Genomic DNA, 19119 nt, shown 5'->3' on the forward strand with positions numbered 1-19119 from the left:
TTTATTAGTAGCAGCTATTTAATAGAGTAGGTTTTAATATTGTTTATTAATTAGTATTGTTTATTAACTAGCATTGTTTATTAAATAGTCCCACTGATAATATAATTAATAAAAAACGCTGCTTAGTCAGCGTTTAGTGCCTGGTGTAAATTGCTTGTTTAAATATAAGCTTTCGCGTATTCTATGCGACCGATGCGCTTTCAGCATCATCCCTATGTGCTTTTTTACGATCATGTTTATATGAAATTTAGTCAGCTTATATTGTGTTTTTTAAATGTAAAATAGCTGATTATTTCTATTAAAGTTTTATCCTTTATTTTAATTTTCGGTCAAGTACAGAGTATTCGCTATTGTTGTTTTAATACCAATCACAAAAGTTAGAGTAGCAAGGAAAACGAGTGCCAGTACTACGTATTGTAGACTAAACGAGTTTGTCACAGCTAATCGTAATTTTGGGGTTTGGTCTAAGAGTATTCGTACGATCCGTCATTTTGCCCTTCACTGAGAGTAACCCATGAGTATCAAGCCTGTGGTCGCCTTAATTGGTCGTCCAAACGTCGGTAAATCTACCTTATTTAATCAATTTACAAAAAGTCGGCAGGCGCTGGTTGCTGACTTATCAGGACTGACTCGTGACCGTCAATATGGCGATGCGACCTACGAAGACAAATCTTTTATCGTCGTAGACACGGGCGGTATTGGTGAAGCGGATGACGGTAGTGGCAATATCGACGACTATATGTCTGAGCAATCGCATACCGCTATCCACGAAGCCGATATCATTGTGTTTGTCGTCGATGCCCGTGCAGGTATGATTGGCGCTGATGCCGAAATTGGTAAGTTTTTGCATACCCTAGGTAAGCCCGTATATGTGGTTGCCAACAAAGTCGATGGCGTCCATGATGCGGCACCTGCTGAATTTTATGCGTTAGGATTGGGCGAACCATATCCGATGGCGGCCAGTCATGGTCGCGGTGTTGGTAACCTGCTGGAAGTTTTGACCGCGGATATGCCTGAGCAAGACAATGTAGTAGAACCAAAAGGTCTAAAGCTTGCCATTATTGGTCGTCCAAACGTTGGTAAATCGACGCTAGTCAATCGATTGTTGGGTGAAGATCGGGTGGTGGTGTTTGATATGCCGGGCACCACTCGCGACAGTATTTATATCCCTTATAAGCGCGATGGCAGAGACTACGTACTCATTGATACAGCGGGTGTGCGTCGCCGCGGTAGAATCGATGAAAAAGTAGAAAAGTTCTCGGTTATCAAAACGCTGCAAGCGATCGAAGACTCTAACGTCACCGTTATTGTTATTGACGCGCATGAAGGCATTGTCGATCAAGATTTGCATATGATTGGCTATGCATTAGATGCGGGCCGTGCCTTGGTAGTGGCGATTAATAAATGGGATGGTCTGACGCCAGAACAAAGAGATTACATTAAGCTTGAGATGGATCGCCGTTTTAGCTTTATTCCCTATGTAAAAGTGCATTTGATATCAGCGCTACATGGTACGGGTGTGGGCAATTTATATCCTTCTATTTTACGTGCTTATAAATCGTCTATGTTTGATGTGTCTACCAATCGCTTGACCCAGATTTTACAAGACGCCGTGACGGCCAATCCGCCGCCGACGGTTGCTGGTCGCCGTATTAAACTGCGTTTTGCTCATATCGGTGGTCACAATCCACCAGTAATCGTCATTCATGGTAATCAAACCAGCTCTCTGCCTAAGAGCTATCAGCGCTATCTTGAAAACCAATTCCGTCAAGTATTTAAGCTTGAAGGCACGCCGCTCAATGTGGTACTCAAGCAAAATGACAACCCATACGCCAACAAGAGTGACACGCCAACCAAAGCAAAAGAACAACAGCTACGTCAGCGTGAGCGCAATCGAGCACAGAAATTTACCACGAAAGAGAAAAAGCCGCGCAAATAGTAGCGCTTGCTGACGATCTGATGGTTATTGACTTTATCGTACTGTGAAGTGCGACAAAGTCAATGTAGATCGGCTCTGTGGTGATAAGTTTTTTAACCAACCTGAAAATAATCATTAAATATCTAAATGTTTGACTTATATATCTCCAAAATAGCTGTATAGTCAGTGAAACGTAAAATCGATACATCACGTACTGCAGGTACAGCTTTTTCTAGCTTGCTGTGCCTACGCAGACAGAGGCTACAAAAAAACTATACCAGCAGTATCATAGCGTTTTTAAAGTATTTTAACTATAGTATAAATATAAAGTTGTCTTAACTCAGTTGAGTGATATGAACAACCTCCCATCTCAGACCATTTCTACCTTTATCTGGCGCTCTGTCATGCAAGCCATTACTTTGGCTGTGCTGTTGGGCCTTTTATTGTCTTTTGTTTACGGCTTCGTGCGTCATTATCAAGAAAAACATCAACATATTCAGCAATTGGCTGAATTATTGACTACCAGCGCTTCGACGGCAGACGGTGCTGACATCGTGGCTGAGCAAGTTGCTTTTCTATTAGATAATGAGCCGAGCATTCAAAGCATTTTATTTTATTCGACCCCTCAGCCCATCGACGATATCAGCCAATCAAGAAAGGACTGGAGAAATGCTTTGTTCGCCCGTACGGTCAGCTTTAATTACCCCGTAGTCAGCAACTATATCAACAACAGTAATATCGCGAAAAATGACTCAAAGGCCGATCAACGATTAGCGGTTCATGAATCAATAGATGAGAGTAATGATAATAGCGATCTTGTCGGTTATATTAATATTACGCTAGATGTGAATGAGCTGCGTTTACAGTGGTTGCAAAGCAATTTATTATTATGGTTTATAACGACGATACTAGCGGTTCTTTTGGCGCTGTACATTCTGCGCAAACTCAAATGGCCGATCAAAGATATTGAGGCTTTGGCCGAGGTATGTTACCTCGTCGCAAAAAATAAAGAGCTCGAGCAGTTACCCGTCATTGCACAGCGTTTTGATTTTCAGGAGTTGGTGCAGATTAAACAGACTTTCGCGGCGTTGTTTAATCGCTTACAAGACGCTAGACAGGATTATGAGGCGCTTGCTGTCTTTGAGCAGCAATTACATAACAAAGATGTATCGCTTGATGTACAGTTGCATAACTTTCAAAGTATGATAACGCACGAGCTAAAAACCTCGCTAAATGCCATTGTAGGCGGTTTGCAGCTGTTAGATTACGACACTCTTAATAGAGAACAAAAAGATGCTGTTGAAATCATCAAGGATGGCAGTGACAAACTGGTGTTGTCGCTTGAGCATATTATTCAATTGAACCAAATACAAAAAGGTCAAATTAGTATCAACTGCATTGAGTTCAACCCCTTACAGTTGATTGCGGATCTGTTGGCAGAATTTGAGCCTATTGCGCAACGCAAAGGATTAGAATTAGTCAGTCATATCCATCACATAGACTATACACTTGCAGGCGATTTGGAAAAAATACAACAGATATTATCGATACTGCTGAGTAACGCTATTAAATTTACCCCAGTGGGAAAGGTGACGCTCACTTCGCAGCTAACCCATTTTGATAAAAGTAATCGCTGGCAAATCATGATAAAAGATACAGGTATTGGTATCGATAGTAATCATATCAGTGACATCTTCAATCCTTTTTTTCAGGTGGACTCATCAAAGACTCGTCAGTATGAAGGTTCAGGTGTTGGTTTACCAGTCGTCAAGCAAATGGCGCAGCTTATGGGTGCTACTATCGAGGTTGATAGTACGCTTGGCACAGGAACACAGTTTACGCTGATTATACCGATGGCCAACCAACAGCAGACGCGCCAACAGAATCTATTGGCTGGACTGACCGTTATTTATTATTACTATCATGAGGCAGGAGCGTTGGCGAATGAGCTAGAGCGGCTAGGAGCGACCGTCATTTACTGTCAGCATGAGCAGCTAGCGATGGACGAGATAAACTCCAAAAAAATCAATATGGTCATGTTTGCAGAAGATGTGTTTCCAAGCAAAGCAGAGTCATTAGCCAAGCGTATTCGTCAGTTAGAAAATGATAACAGCGAGCATCGTGTTTTATTGATATATTGGTACCCACAGCATCAAAGGCAATATGCAGATAGTTTTGAGCATGGCTTAAAATCTGCTGGAGTAGACTACTGTTATAGTGCCACATATAAGGATAAAGCCTTAAGTGACTTGTTAAAGCGCTGGCTAGAGTGGGCATAATATAATTAAAGCATCTATCAGCGTCTACGGCGTTAATCTCGCTTAATGTATGTACGAAAGCTATAGTCAGTGAAAAGTAAAATCGATACATCACGTACTGCAGGTACCGTTTTTTCTTGCTTGCTGTGCCTACGCAGACAGAGGCTACAAAAAAACTATACCAGCAGTATCGTAGCGTTTTTAAAGTATTTTAACTATACTATTTGTACTCGGTTGCCTTATATCCATCCAATAAAAAAGACGCCCAATTTAAGGCGTCTTTTTTTTATTCAGTAAAGACTGTACTTTTAAAACAGGTTTTGTACCCAGCGCATCACACGTTGCCAAGTGCGACTCATAAAGCCTGACTGCTCGATATCACTAGTCGCTACGACCGGCACTGACGCTACTGCTTTTCCATCAATCACCGCCATCATTTTGCCAATTTCTTGACCTTTTTTGATGGGCGCTTCCAAGCTTTCAGGAATATCAATCACAGTAGTGATTTTATTCTTTTGCGTTTTGGTCGTTAGAATTTGTAAGTTATCGCCAGTTGTCAGCTCTACTTCTTTGGCTTCGCCAAACCAAACAGGTACTTTACTGACGAACTGCCCAGCTGGTGCCTTGGTAACCGTAGTGAAATGACCAAAACCCCAATTCAGTAATTCACGTGACTGGTCAGCACGAGCTTGCTGGCTTTTTGTACCCATAATCACAGATATGAGGCGCATATCTTCACGATTGCTCGAAGCGACCAAGCAGTAGCCGGCAGCATTAGTATGGCCAGTTTTTAAACCATCGACAGTGGGGTCGGTAGCGAGTAGGGCATTGCGGTTACCTTGCGTAATACCATTATAGGTAAACTCTTTTTCTGCATAAATGCTGTAGTAGTCGCCGCTATTATTAATAATGGCTCGTGCCAGCTTGGCCATATCTAACGCTGAAGCTTGGTGACCTTCATCAGGCATACCTGTAGAATTGACAAAATTGGTGTTTTCCATACCAATCTTTTGCGCCTGCTCGTTCATCAAGATAGCAAATGACGCTTCGCTACCAGCGATGTGCTCAGCCATGGCTTTTGAGGCATCATTACCGGATTGAATGATAATCCCGCGTAGCATATCGATGACACTGGCCGTTTTATTGACGGGCACATACATGCAAGACTGGCTGCTGCTACCACGGCACCAAGCATTTTGACTCATCAATACCTGCTCGTCTTCTTTGAGATCACCCGATGCTAGGCGCTGCTCAATCATGTAACTGGTCATCATTTTTGTGAGAGACGCTGGTGGTAGAGCTTCATTGGCATTTTTTTGTGCCAAGATTTCACCAGTATTGTAATCCATCAATACATAGGCGGTATTGTCCATCTCAGGCGGCTGTATGGCTGCGCTCGCCATCACTGCACTCATAGAGATACTAACACCAACTACCAGCTGTACAAGCTGGTTTTTTACGCGCTTTACTGTCATATATCGTTACACCGCATCATGAAACTAAATGTATCTATCGCTTGTGCCCAGTACCAAACCTCATTCACCGTTTTCAACCACATGTCTTACCTATTAAGTTGAAAAATAGATATAAACGAGCGCAGTAACGACTGAGCGACAGACATAAAATTAACGCCTTATCTTAGCAAAATGCCAGCCGATGGGGAATCAATAAATGCAAAAAATAGGAGGTGATGAAAAGAAAAGTGAATACTTATCAAATGTTTGGGCGTAGTAGGGTTAATAGCCGCGGAACACTACTTTGAACGTAGGTCTTTTAACGTAGATTTTTTATAGTAGACTGACGCTACAATGATTCGATGACACCTAAATGGATTGCCACAAAAAAAGCCTGCTGAATCGCTTATGTGATGTGAAAGCGATTACAGCAAGCTTTTTTATGATATAAGCTTAACGAGCAAGCTTATATCTCTATCTTTAGAGGGCGGTAATTCAGCGTTTTAAAGCAGTCAGTGTTTTAAAGTAGATAGAGCCGTTATTTTATTATTGTTCATTATTACGGGCTTTATCCAACTAGCGTCAACACCGATTCTTACCCATCGTCGACTACAGATCCTACGATTAATACTCAGCATCGGCTAAATCTTGGCAGAGTGCTTTGTTTTCTTGCTTTGAGAATCCCATCGTCCAGCTACGAATACCTTGCAATATTTGACGATAATCTTGCTGGGTAGACAGATATTGAATAGCTGCTTTTGGATCTTCTAACGACGGCATCAGCTCGTGTAGCTGGACATTATACGATTTATAAAAACGCTGTTTTTGATTACCACTAAGCATCGGTGGGCATATCTCCGACAGCACTTGCATCACCGCAATTTCATGCTTAGTGATGTTAACGCCAGATAAATCTAGCGGTATGGTTGTTGCAGGATTACTTTCCGCAAACGATGCTTGAGACAGCATGGCAACAGACGTTATCAGTCCTGCCAGACCAATTTTCGATGCGGTCTTTGCTATCACAGAAGCTATAGATAATATCGATTGATTATTCATTCAGTATTACACTCGCTCATCTTTATTTAATGGTCATATGTTAATGGGTAAAAAAACAAAAGTCACATAAAATATTGGTTTATGTGTAGATATCTTGTGAGCCAACGCTATCTTATAGCAACATATCAGCAGCATAGACGGCTAAGTTGCCTCAGCATAAAAGTATAAGTTTATATTGTTGTGCGTTGTTGTCTATTGTAACGTAATGCTCAGTATTTAGTTTTCTGCTTGATAATATAAGGCTGCTAGGGCGTAGCCTTATTTTTTATCGCCAGATAAATTCTGAGTTCGTGTCGGTGCTTTATTAAGGTATAATCGCCTACATTTGCTCTTTTGAGCAGTACCTGTTTGTGTTGGTTCAACACGCTCTAGTATCTAAGCAGAAATAAAGTACGGTGATTATTATTAATAAGATGGGTATTAATAAGATGGGTTTATCAATAAGTAACCCACTATCAGCAGCTCTGATTATAGCAATTTTATGAGGATAAGTCTGATAAGTGGACAGACGGTCATTTATGAGTATAGAAAGCTTAATATAGAGAGCTTGGTATAGAGAATAACGATGAAATTTTTAATTAGTAATGATGATGGTGTAAATGCCCCAGGATTATTAGCGCTGTCTCAGGCGCTATCATCTATCGGAGACGTGGTGGTCGTCGCGCCAAACGATGAACAAAGTGGCTGTGCGAGTGCTTTGAGTGTTTCTAAGCCCTTACATACGCAGCAATTACCCTCTGGTGCAATAGCCGTTAACGGCTCGCCTGCTGATTGTATTTATTTAGCCTTGCATGAATTGTATCGTCAGACACGCTTTGACTGCGTAATTACGGGTATCAACTCAGGCGCCAATTTGGGTCAGGACGTTATGTTTTCTGGTACCTTTGGTGCCGCGCTCACGGCACAGCTATTTGGCATACCAGCTATCGCGACTTCCTTAGTCGGCGGCGGGGTAAAAGGCAAGGGCCAAGAGCAGGTGAGTGATTATCAAATGGCGGCAAATGAGATCGCCAAGCTATTTACCGAAACGCCAATTTTAGATGCAGTCAAAAATTTGCCCTATCATGTATTAAACGTTAATATTCCTAATGTAGATAATGCCGACGATATTAAGGGTCGAAAAATCACTGCGTTGGGGCACAGCCAGATAGCGCGGCCTGTACACCATATGGTCGATCCACGCGGGCGAGATGCGTATTGGTTGTCGTTGCGCAAGCGTCAAAATGAGGTATTGAAAGATAAAGTCCCTGAACCATGGCCGCCTCATCAGAAAACACCAGAGCAGATGACAGATTTTTTGACCACAAAAATGACCGATGACCAAGCCGTAGCAGCAGGCTATATAAGTCTCTCACCGGTACGGCTGCACCATACACCAGCGGCAGCATTAGAGACGCTATCAGCGTTAGCGCTATAAGTAACTATATAAGATAAGTAACTATGGCGTGTGATCCAATAGCACATTATTACAATCGTATTGCTTTCGTATTGTTTTATGTTATACAGCCCCTATATTCATGGTATTTTTTCTAGCTCCCCCTTTAAGCTTCATAACCTAAATGATGGCGCGCCCTGTATAAACAATCCAAATAGATTTTTTATAAAGACAAAGGTAAATCAACGATATAGCCTGTTAAATGATTGATAATGGTGTTTGTTAGGCTATTATAAAGTACAGAAAAACATTAAGAGGCTTGTGAGTGGCACAAAGTGCTTCTGATTAATTTAAAACCGATAAGCAACATAAAAATTGATGAGTAACATAAAGAACAGGAACCTTGTATGAAAAAGCTTACGACTGGATCGCATCTTGCAAAAGCGGCTTTGATTGGCACTCTGAGCGCAGCGACCCTGACTGTGGTGGGTTGTGCGACCAAACCGACTTATCAATCAGCCAACCAAGCGGGTCCTAAGATTATTACTAACGCACAAGGCGTCCCTAACTATCATCGTGTGCAACGCGGTGATACGGTCAGTCAACTTGCTGAGCGCTATCGCCTCAGTTACCGTAAAATTGGTTCGCTCAATGGCTTAGACAGTAAATATACGATCTATAGCGGACAATGGCTTAAACTGTGGCAAGGCACACAAGCGGCGACAGCCAATAATAACCGCTATAACGCGTCGGCCCAGCGTCAGCCAACTTATACCCCTCCCGCAAACACTTCGTCTAATACAAACAGTGCGCCCAATAATAGCTCGCAAAGTCCTGCGTACGAAGTGACTGCTAACACCACATCAGGTTATGAATACCCGAGCCGCAACCAAGTGACCCGCAATTTTGATGCAGCAGCTGGCAATATGGGTATGTGGTTCGCTGGTAAGGTTGGCGATCCAGTGCTTGCCAGTCAATCTGGGACGGTACTTTACTCAGGTAATGGTCTACCAGAATATGGCGAGCTGATTATGATTCGCCATAGCGATAACTATATCACTGCCTATGCACACAATAGCAAGTTGCTCGTCAAAGAAGGGGATCAAGTGCAACATGGTCAACGTATTGCAAATATGGGTAGTAGCGGTGAGACCAATCAAGTCGGCTTAGAATTCCAAGTACGTTTAAATGGCAATCCTATTGATCCACGCGCAGTACTAGGGCGTTAAATCTAGGAGGTTAAATTTACAGCCATATTTTCAATGGCGTGTTCAATTTGATGATGCTATTAACAATGCTTTATTAAGTAAGCCACTCTACTTATCCATACTTGAGAAATTTTATGATTTTAAAAAAACAATATATCGCACTTTTTCCGGCCTTAGTGATGGTCGGGTGTACGAGCCAGCAAGCGATGCAAAAGACGAACAAGCCTGTGCGTCAAGGCAACGTTCAGATTACTCAGAACCAAACCATTAAAGTAAAACCAACCCCGAAGCCAGTCGTTAAACCAGTGGTTAAACCGCAAACGACACCAAAGCCAAGCTATGGTAGCTTTTCTGATTGGAAGTCAGACTTCTCAACGCGTGCGATGTCGTCAGGCTATGATGCTCAGACTATCCGCCGTCTACTTGATTCGGCTTATCTAAATCAGCAAGTTATCTCGCTTGACTCAGGGCAACCAGAGTTTTCTAAGATGCCATGGGAATATGTAGACTCTGCCGTATCTGATGGGCGCGTGAGCACGGGTAAGCGTAAATTTGCTGAGCAACGCTCGTTTTTATCGCAGTTAGAATCGCAATATGGCGTCAATGCAGAAATCATCGCGGCGATATGGGGCATGGAGTCGTCATATGGCGCGGTGACGGGTAATAGCAGCATACCCAGCTCGCTGGCTAGCCTTGCCTACGATGGTCGTCGCCAAAAATTTGCCGAAACTCAATTGTTATCATTGGCGACGTTATTACAGCGCGGTGATGTGTCTTGGTCGCAGCTGGATGGCTCTTGGGCGGGCGGTATGGGTCAGACTCAGTTTATCCCCGATACTTGGCTGCAACATGGCGTGGACGGTGATGGTAATGGTCATCGCAATCCGTGGTCAACAAGCGATGCTTTGGCCTCTACCGCCAATTATCTGAGTAACTCAGGCTGGGTTCGTGGTCTAGCACCGTTTTATGAGGCGACTGTTCCTACTTCATTTGATTATTCGGCTGTTGGCACTAAGCAACCAGCTGCTAGATGGGCGGCGATGGGCGTTGATACGATAGCCGATGTTTATTTGGATGCCAATACAGAAATGGAGCTATGGTTGCCAGCTGGCAAGGATGGCCCAGTGCTGCTACTCAGCCCAAATTTTGATGTGATAAAGGTCTATAATAATTCGTCAAGTTATGCGTTAGGAGTTAGCTTATTGGGTAAGGCGCTGGCGGGACAAGGCGGTTTGCAGAAATCATGGCCGCGCTATGAGCGTCCATTATCGACCAATCAAGTGCGCAATTTGCAACAACGTCTGACCAATTCAGGCTATGATACCAAAGGCGCTGATGGTATCGTTGGTACCAATACGCGTAAGGCATTCCAGCGCTGGCAGGCAGATAATGGTCAGACTCCAGACGGTTTTATCACCCAGCGTAGTGCGTCTTCGTTAGCATCATGGTGAAATAGGTTGTTGGCATTCATCTTTGGTATTGGCTTTGTTAATTCATGTTTTCAGTCTGGCTGATAGGTTCTTTTACTGTACTTTAATTGTCTGAGCTTATTAAGACGATACCTTTCATTTTAATGAGCAATGAGCACAATAAAAAAGCACCTTGATAAGGTGCTTTTTTGCCATTTTTAAAGTGAAGACAAAGTACTTTTAAAGACAAGGTGTTTTTAAAGCCAGCACTTTTAAAGATAGTACTTTTAAAGATAGTACTTTTAAAGATAGTACTTTTAAAGATAGTACTTTTAAAAATGATTTTTTAAATACAGGGTTTTTCAAACCTTAAATACGAATATAAAACGATTAAAAGAGTGTACCTTTATGATTACCATGGAAGCATTACAGTCTGCGATACAGCTGCGTATAGACAATTATAATATTAACGACTGGCCGCTACAAAAAAGAGTAATTACTACCTGCGAGCTACTCAATAGTCGTAATCAAATATTGGCGCAAGAAATTGTCTCGTCGTTTGATGTGCCAAGACAAAATGTATCCGCGATGGATGGTTATGCGATTGCTCAGGGTAGCGATTTATCAAAAGAAAGCGTTATCGATATAGTTGGAGAGTCACAGGCTGGTAGTGCCTATATTGGTGAGTTGACAGCTGGACAAGGTGTCCGTATTTTTACGGGCGCTGTCGTGCCTGATAACTGTGATACGGTCATCATGCAAGAGAACACCAACTTTGCGGATATAAAAGATACGCTCGATAAATCACAGCCTTATGCTATTACACTACTACAGGCCGCTAAGGTCGATAACAATATTCGCAAGCAAGGCGAGGAGATTGAGGCGGGCGAAGCAGTCTTAAAAGTCGGTAAGCGGATCAATCCTGCTGATATCAGCCTACTGGCAAACTTAGGTGTTAGCCAAGTTGAGGTATTCGAGCCACTGACGGTAGGTGTACTGGCGACTGGTGATGAATTGGTTGCCATTGGCAATGAGCTTGAAAGCTTGGCGCAAATATATAACTCCAATACGCCAACCCTTAAAAGTTTGCTATCAGATATGCCTATTAGCATTCGTGATTATGGCATCATCCCCGATAACTTAGAGCAGACGACTACCGCCGTTAGCCAAGCGATGCAAGACTGTGATGTGTTGATATCAACGGCTGGTGTATCAGTGGGCGATTATGATTTTTTGACCACTGTGATTGAAAGGTTAGGGCAGATTAACCACTATAAAGTGGCGATGAAACCGGGTAAGCCTTTTGTCTTTGGTGAACTAAATAAAGGTCTTGATAAGTCAGTATTATATTTTGGTTTGCCGGGCAACCCGCTCTCTACTGTCGTTGGTGCGCTAAATTTTGTGATACCAGCGTTATGGCAGATGTCAGGCGCTGAGTTGGCAGAGCGACCCATGCAATTGAGTATCGAAGCATTGCTGAGCAATGACGTCAAAAAAAGCGTCGGTCGCAAAGATTTTCAGCGCGGGATATTGTCAAAAAATAAGTCTGGTCATTACCAAGTTGAGTGCCTATCAGGTCAGCAGTCGCACCGTATCAAACAGCTTAGCCGCGCCAATTGCTTTATCGTTTTGGGTAAAGACAGTGGCAATGTGTCAGCAGACAGTCAGGTGATAGTACAGCCTTTCCCTTGGCTGCATGTTTGACTTAGTGTGTGCCAGCATTAGGTTGTTTAGCCCATTTAGATACAATCGCTTGAATTGAGGACACGCACTAGCGTCTGATAGCGATAGGAAAACGAGAGTTCATCCTGACAATTGATTTTACCATAAGTGTTTTCATCATAAATAATATTGAGCCATAATGAATACTTTAAACGGTTTAGACAGCTTGGCTGGGGTGGTTGTTTTGGCGGGCGGTGCATCGAGACGCATGGGCACGCCCAAGGCCAAGCTCACTCTACCGACAGGTGAGTACTTGCTGGACTATCACCTCCGTCATGCGCGCGGCTTAAACGTGGCTGATGTAAACCCACCTATTATGATTGCAGATAATGGCCGTGGCTTTAATACCAATGCAAATGTAGCCTTACATAGTCCCCAGTCGCCTATTCTGCATATTGCTGACTATCACTCTTTAAAGAGCACAACCTCTCTAAGGAGTGACAAAGAGATTGATACTGGCGGCGCGTTAGTAGCGATTGAATCTGCGTTGCAGACACTGATAAATCTAGATGACTCAATCACTATAAAAAATAGGCATTCATCGTGGTTGTTGGTCATTAGCTGTGATAGCTTGATACCTGCTACTGATTTGTGGCAGACACTGCAACCTTTCATTGCTCAGGCTGATGATAAAAACATAATTTGCTTAACAGATGCTAACCATTTATATCCATTATTGGGGCTCTACCGTCTGAGTATTGAGCCTGATTTAAGAGCCTATATTGATAGTGGTCAGCGTAGAGTGATGTCATTTATTCAGCCTGTTGTGCATTGTGTGCCGTTTATGAACGAGTGGCAGCATCTGACCAATTTTAATACTCCTGAAGATTTTAAAAGAGCATGTACCGCTTTAAGTGATTTATAAAAAAGTTATCGAGAGAGTTTATCTATGAATACCAATAGCCAGAAAAAAACCCAGCCTACTTTATCGCACCTAGACAGTGACGGTGATATTCATATGGTCGATGTCAGTGGCAAACATACAACGACCCGAGAAGCCCATGCTGTTGGGCAAGTTCGTTTTCCGAGTGATATCTATACACAAATCAAAGCTGCTGATGGCATGACCAAAAAAGGCAGTATCACACAGACTGCGCATATCGCTGGTATTATGGCAGCGAAGCGTACACACGACCTTATTCCACTTTGTCATCCGTTACCGCTAGATAAAATCGGACTGACTTTCATTTATGACGATGCACTCAATGCGATTACCGTCAGCGCAAGCGTAAAAGTCACACATAAAACAGGGGTAGAGATGGAAGCGTTAACCGCTGTTAGCGTTGCTTGCCTAACTATCTACGACATGACCAAAGCACTGTCACATGACATCGCCATTGATAATATCCATCTAATAAACAAAACCGGTGGCAAGTCAGATTATAACCATGCTTAAGGTAGTGGTTGATTGTTTTAATGGTTAGTCATAGCAGGTTATGACAATCGTATCGGCTTTAGAGTGAATTAACCATAGAAAAACCCTCATTCAATATTACATTGAATGAGGGTTTTTTTGATTGATACTTTAGAGTCAATCACGGCTTAAAAGTGGTATTTCACCAGTGCCATAACAGCATGTTCGTCGACCCCATCGACACCAAATTTATTTTTCCAATAGCTGTACTCACCACCGACTTCTAAACGGTTATCAAGGCCAAGCGCTTCTTGCAAGTTGTACTTAACTTGTGGGTTAAAGTGAATATTGTCTTCAAGCGTATCACTGTTAAAACCAAAATCAACATAACCATCAATCAACACTTTATCGCGTTCCCAAGCAGCGGTTAACGTGATTTTTTGGTCATCAGGTTTCGTTTCGTTAAAGGAGTGATACAAGGTCGCAGATGCATACTTCATGCCAGGAATTGGTAAGTCTAAGTCTACGCCAAGACCCGCCCAGTAGTTATCTTGACCAAAACCGGTGCTGTTTGAGCTGAACTCATAAACACCCGCGACGTTGACTTGTTTGATAAAGCTGTCGTTAAATGTTGCCACTTTGAATTTAGGAGAAAACTTACCGAAAGTTTCTTTATATCTTTTCGTATCAACAACATCACCAGTTTCACCATCTATAACGTCGTATTTTCCACCTTGATGACGGTCAACGAAGAAGAATACACCACCCCAATCATGCGTAGAGGCGTGTTCTAGTGTCATTGTTGTTAGATCATCTACGTCGCCAGGTAGCAGCTTAAAGTTACCACCGTGCAGTACAGTAACACTGGTGTCTTTAAATAAGGTTTTGGCATGAGCGCCAGTCATACCGCCCAAAGCTACAATAGCAATAGCAGCGGTCGCTAATGGTTTGATACAAAGAGATTTACGGCTAAGAGTCTTAGGCGATTTGGTGGTCAATGGTAGGCTTGAAGATAAATTATAACGCACAGTAGTATTCCTTTATATACAGTGGTTGGGTCCTAGCAGGCTTTGCGGTCATGGCATGTCAAACGAGTTTTAACTTCCTATCAAAACGCGCCTATGATGCTAGGAAAAAGTAGAGTCAGCTTTCGATAAAAATAAAGAGTTATTAAGACAAACACTGTCAATGTAAGCATATTTAAAGGCTGCAAAATCTGTCACTTTTGATGATTTACTGCAGCAATCATTAACACTTTGAAACAGTTAAGCATGTTTAATAAGCCCTGACAACTACAAAGTTTCTGTAAATAAGGAAAATCTGAGTTCTCTAAGTTGTTGATATTGGCTAAGTTTATGATTCTATTAAAAATAACTGACTAAATGGTCAGGAATATTAATTTTGTAATATCAAAAATAAAAACAGAAAACTTACAAACACAAAAAAACCTCAAATAAATGGATACCTGAGGCGAAACTGATTTAAACTTTATAATCTAAGTTTGTTATATTGGTATTAGCATCTAAAGCTAGGCTGTCATATTGTTTTTTGGCGCACGCCCTGACTCACATCGCAATATTTTTTTACAACACCACCATAAAAATCAGTTAAGGAGAAGTTATGCGTATCACTGCTAATTTTGATGCCGGTAATATTGACGTTATTAATGTAGAAGATAAAAAAAACATTCAATTGGCTATTCGCCCAGACTTTGGCGGCGAGTTTTTCCAATGGTTTAACTTTCGTATGGAAGCTGAAGTTGGAGAGCAGTATGTTCTCAATATTGTTAATGCAGGTGAGGCATCCTATCTCGAAGGGTGGGACAATTACCAAGCAGTGGCATCATATGATCGTCAGCATTGGTTTCGTTTACCTACGTCTTATAAAGATGGGAAGTTAACGATAGTGGCAGATATGGACTATGAAAGCATTCAAATTGCTTATTTTGCCCCTTATAGTTATGAGCAACATCAAGATTTATTGGCAACGGTACAAATGCATCCGTTAGCGTGTTTAGAACATCTGGGAGAAACGCTTGATAAGCGCGATTTAACCCTAGTTAAAATTGGGGGTAGCGATAGCAATAATGATGCAAATAAACGCAATATTTGGATCATAGCCCGTCAGCACCCTGGCGAAACAATGGCTGAATGGTTGGCCGACGGTCTGATGCATAGCTTGTTAGATGAGGATAATGCCACGGCTAAGTTATTACTGGATAAAGCTAACTTTTATATTGTGCCTAATATGAATCCCGATGGTAGCGTGCGCGGACATCTACGGACTAATGCCGTTGGCACCAATCTAAACCGTGAATGGTCAAGTCCAAGTTTAGAAAAAAGCCCTGAAGTGTTTCATGTGATCCATAAAATGGAGCAGACTGGCGTTGATCTATTTTATGATGTACATGGTGATGAAGCCTTACCTTTTGTATTTCTGGCTGGCTCTCAAGGAACGCCAAGTTACAACGATCGCCTCGCACAGCTACGAGATAGGTTTTCAGACGTATTGAAACTCGCTAGTGCTGATTTTCAGTCTGAATTTGGTTATGACGTTGATGCACCTGGCACAGCGAATATGACGGTAGCCACTAACTGGGTGGCGGAGCGTTTTGATTGCCTTGCAAATACCTTAGAGATGCCCTTTAAAGACAACGATAATGTGCCTGATGCGGCTACGGGCTGGTCACCTGAGCGTTCTATGAAATTGGGTGACGCATCATTAATTGCTATGCTAGCGGTTGTTGATGATTTACGGTAGGTCTAGGGCATGTCCTCAATCTGAACAAAATCAACTCAATGGGCTAAAAATGGCTAAATCTTGCCAAACTGGGTCAAATAGCTGGCTAATATCTTGATATTACCTGTGCTATTTTCATTGTTTTCCTTGCTAGTCTAATTTTTGTGACTGCTATAAAACTTATACCAGTCAAACGGTACTTTGCTGGTATAGGTTTTCCTTACTTGCTGTGCGTTTTGCACTCCATAGGCTGCGAAACTTATATTTAAAAGCAAGCATCCCAGTAGTGCTGTATTCTTTTTAAGTTGAATCGACTATAGCGTGTTTGTTTCTTATACTTACTTTTGACGCGCTTTATCAAGCTTTTTATCTTTTAAACTTAGATTGCCGCGTAACACATCGCCATACATACGTATGTCGCCAGCAAAGCTTTGTAGTGGGTATTTGAAGGTGGCAGGTTTGTTTTTTTCGAAGAAGAAATGTCCCACCCATGCACAGGCATACCCAGCAGCAATGCCTTTAATTAAAGGCTTTACTGAACGGTTTTTGACGGATTTTGCCAGTCCCAATAGGCCAAAAGTACTGCCCGCAAAATGTAAGCGACGACAAGCTATGTTTTGATGCTCATCTAAATAAAAGTCATAAAATTTCTGATCGGCAGGGCTCTCTTTATTGATAAGATTGCCATTGCTGTCTTTTTCTATGGTTGCATCTTTGATTGATGATGTTTTGGTAGCAGTCTGTTTCATAGTTTTAGCTTCCTTGTTGGTTATGTAACTTCTTTGGTTTATCAGGTATATCTAATTCAATAAATAAATGCTTCCATTGTTTCATTGCACTTAAAAATATTAAGTAAGCACTTTTGCTTTATGACAGCGGCATGGCATTATTGTTCAAACGAAGGGTCAGTGCGGCGCAGTTTTCTTAACAAAGCAGGCCATGCAATGTCGCCATTAGCCTCTTTAGTGACTTGTTTTGATGCCGCTTGAATACCCGCTAATATTTGAGCGGGTATGGCAGTCAAAGCATGGCCGCCACTCTGTGCTTTAATTTGAATCTCACAGGATTTTTGCATGATATACATGGCTAAAAAAGCATCTGCGACTGTACTGGCACAAGTGAGTAAGCCGTGGTTGCGTAGAAACATAAAATTCGCGGCCCCTAAATCGGCGACCAAGCGTACTTTTTCTTCAGGGTTTAAGGCAATGCCTTCATAATCATGGTATGCCAAGTTAGACAAGGGAAGTAATGATTGCTGGGAAATAGGTAATAAACCTTGCTCTTGGATCGAGACGGCCACACCGTCACTGGTATGCAAATGAAGCACACAATGAGCGTCGTCACGGGCTTGGTGTACAGCACTATGAATCGTAAAGCCTGCTGGGTTGACATCGAACTCTGACGGCGATACTTTTTCACCGTCTTGGTTTACTTTAATCAAGTTAGAAGCCGTAATCTCTTCAAACAATAGGCCATATGGATTGATTAAAAATTCATTTTCTGTACTTGGTACACGTGCCGATATATGTGTAAATACCAGATCGTCCCAGCCATAAGAGGCAATGAGCCGATAACAAGCGGCAAGGTCTACGCGCATTTGCCACTCTGCTTCGCTCACATTATGCTGTAGACTCGTGCTTGAGTCAGTCATTACTGAATCATTAGCGGTTGAGCTTTCTTGCGTTGTTGTTTGCATGGTATAGTCCCTTATTGTTGTCAGCAATCCGTTTTAAATAGCTTGAACAATAACTCTATACCATTTATAAAACCAAATCTGTCAAAAACCTTACACTTATGAACATCAATCATTATTTAAACCAAGACCCCTGGTTTACCCAACTGCCTGACAATGTGCAAGCCGTATTAGCGGCTAATGTAGTACTAAAAACATATCAAAAACGCCAAATGATTCAGACAGTTGGTGACCATGAGGCAGCAGCCCTACATTTGCTGCTGGCTGGCACGATGAGAGTATGTAATATTAATGCGAGCGGCAATGGGGTTACGTTGACACACCTGTCTAGTGGTGATTGGTTTGGTGAAATATCTATTTTAGATGATAACCCTCGCACGCATGATGCATGGACTATGAACAAGGTTACCCTCCTATCGATTCCTAGAGGCGTGGTGATGCAGACCGCCCAATTGCACCCTATTTTGTACAAGCACTTGGCGCTCATTACTTGCCAAAGAATCCGAAAAGCTTTTGATTGGATTAATGATGCCACTTCATTAAACACCTCAGCACGGTTGGCTAGTACGATTATTGGGCTAGTAGAAACGTATGGCAAGCAGACGGGGGATACTATTAAAATAGACTTGCGCTTATCGCAAGAAGAGCTAGGATTTATGCTGGGCACGACCAGACAAACCATCAATAAAATAATACAGAGATGGCAAAAACAGGCAGTGCTTGATATGCACTATGGTTTTATTACTTAGATTAACACATGAAGTGCAATACCAAATGTGAGGTGAAAAAAAGACCTAGATGCGCTAGCATCAAAGTTTTTATCCACCGACCAAAGTGAGATTGCAACCATGAACTATACACATCTAAGCCTAGGTGAACGATACCAGATTTATGCCCTTAAAGGGGCAAAACATAGTATTAAATTTATAG

Annotated in this window: 15 protein-coding genes; 10 read left to right on the top strand and 5 right to left on the bottom strand. The window is 42.1% G+C overall.

Annotated elements, in window-relative coordinates:
• Nucleotides 1-514 precede the first annotated feature (514 nt).
• Together der and EI161_RS05470 are read left to right on the top strand one after the other, a co-directional pair.
• Nucleotides 515-1939, top strand: a complete 1425-nt coding sequence (gene der / locus EI161_RS05465; RefSeq protein ID WP_192524513.1) for a ribosome biogenesis GTPase Der — start codon at nt 515-517, stop codon at nt 1937-1939.
• Nucleotides 1940-2271: 332 nt separating this feature from the next.
• Nucleotides 2272-4197, top strand: coding sequence for a sensor histidine kinase (locus EI161_RS05470; protein ID WP_192529162.1), 1926 nt, complete (start codon nt 2272-2274; stop codon nt 4195-4197).
• 287 nt (nt 4198-4484) lie between these two features.
• Here the strand turns inward: EI161_RS05470 and EI161_RS05475 are convergent, their stop codons facing one another.
• Both EI161_RS05475 and EI161_RS05480 read right to left on the bottom strand, forming a co-directional pair.
• On the bottom strand, nt 4485-5651 hold the full coding sequence (locus EI161_RS05475) for a D-alanyl-D-alanine carboxypeptidase family protein (RefSeq protein WP_192524137.1): 1167 nt from the start codon (nt 5649-5651) through the stop codon (nt 4485-4487).
• 603 nt (nt 5652-6254) lie between these two features.
• A complete protein-coding gene (locus tag EI161_RS05480) occupies nt 6255-6689 on the bottom strand; it encodes an MCR_0457 family protein (RefSeq protein ID WP_192524138.1) in 435 nt (144 codons plus the stop codon).
• A 565-nt stretch (nt 6690-7254) separates the two neighbouring features.
• Here EI161_RS05480 and surE point away from each other — a divergent pair.
• The 6 genes from surE (at nt 7255) to moaC (ending at nt 13799) form a co-directional block, all read left to right on the top strand.
• Entirely contained in the window at nt 7255-8106 is an 852-nt protein-coding gene (surE, locus tag EI161_RS05485) for a 5'/3'-nucleotidase SurE (RefSeq protein WP_192529163.1), read from the top strand.
• A gap of 365 nt (nt 8107-8471) precedes the next feature.
• Nucleotides 8472-9293 (top strand): LysM peptidoglycan-binding domain-containing M23 family metallopeptidase, encoded by an 822-nt coding sequence (locus tag EI161_RS05490; RefSeq protein ID WP_192529164.1) that lies wholly within the window; start codon nt 8472-8474, stop codon nt 9291-9293.
• Between the two features lie 113 nt (nt 9294-9406).
• On the top strand, nt 9407-10723 hold the full coding sequence (locus tag EI161_RS05495) for a lytic murein transglycosylase (RefSeq protein ID WP_192529165.1): 1317 nt from the start codon (nt 9407-9409) through the stop codon (nt 10721-10723).
• Nucleotides 10724-11089: 366 nt separating this feature from the next.
• Nucleotides 11090-12385, top strand: coding sequence for a gephyrin-like molybdotransferase Glp (gene glp / locus EI161_RS05500; RefSeq protein WP_192529166.1), 1296 nt, complete (start codon nt 11090-11092; stop codon nt 12383-12385).
• Between the two features lie 157 nt (nt 12386-12542).
• Complete coding sequence (locus tag EI161_RS05505) at nt 12543-13268, top strand: molybdenum cofactor guanylyltransferase (protein WP_192524143.1); 726 nt, start codon at nt 12543-12545, stop codon at nt 13266-13268.
• 24 nt (nt 13269-13292) lie between these two features.
• Complete coding sequence (moaC, locus tag EI161_RS05510; RefSeq protein WP_192524144.1) at nt 13293-13799, top strand: cyclic pyranopterin monophosphate synthase MoaC; 507 nt, start codon at nt 13293-13295, stop codon at nt 13797-13799.
• Between the two features lie 146 nt (nt 13800-13945).
• Here the strand turns inward: moaC and EI161_RS05515 are convergent, their stop codons facing one another.
• Nucleotides 13946-14785: a DUF5020 domain-containing protein gene (locus EI161_RS05515; protein WP_318779364.1), complete on the bottom strand. Its 840-nt coding sequence runs from the start codon at nt 14783-14785 to the stop codon at nt 13946-13948.
• A 592-nt stretch (nt 14786-15377) separates the two neighbouring features.
• Here EI161_RS05515 and EI161_RS05520 point away from each other — a divergent pair.
• Nucleotides 15378-16517 carry a M14-type cytosolic carboxypeptidase gene (locus tag EI161_RS05520; RefSeq protein ID WP_192529167.1) on the top strand — a complete coding sequence of 380 codons (1140 nt, stop codon included), beginning with the start codon at nt 15378-15380 and terminating at the stop codon, nt 16515-16517.
• 317 nt (nt 16518-16834) lie between these two features.
• On the opposite strand, the gene EI161_RS05525 is transcribed toward EI161_RS05520, so the two are convergent.
• Both EI161_RS05525 and EI161_RS05530 read right to left on the bottom strand, forming a co-directional pair.
• The gene (locus tag EI161_RS05525; RefSeq protein ID WP_192529168.1) at nt 16835-17245 is read right to left on the bottom strand and encodes a DUF962 domain-containing protein; all 411 of its coding nucleotides are present in this window, start codon (nt 17243-17245) and stop codon (nt 16835-16837) included.
• A 137-nt stretch (nt 17246-17382) separates the two neighbouring features.
• Entirely contained in the window at nt 17383-18192 is an 810-nt protein-coding gene (locus EI161_RS05530) for a class II aldolase/adducin family protein (RefSeq protein ID WP_263973712.1), read from the bottom strand.
• Nucleotides 18193-18290: 98 nt separating this feature from the next.
• On the opposite strand from EI161_RS05530, the gene EI161_RS05535 reads away from it, so the two are divergent.
• A complete protein-coding gene (locus EI161_RS05535; protein ID WP_192529169.1) occupies nt 18291-18938 on the top strand; it encodes a Crp/Fnr family transcriptional regulator in 648 nt (215 codons plus the stop codon).
• The last annotated feature ends 181 nt before the right edge of the window (nt 18939-19119 follow it).

The organism is Psychrobacter sp. FME5, from assembly GCF_014861375.1.
In the GTDB taxonomy this organism is placed as follows: domain Bacteria; phylum Pseudomonadota; class Gammaproteobacteria; order Pseudomonadales; family Moraxellaceae; genus Psychrobacter.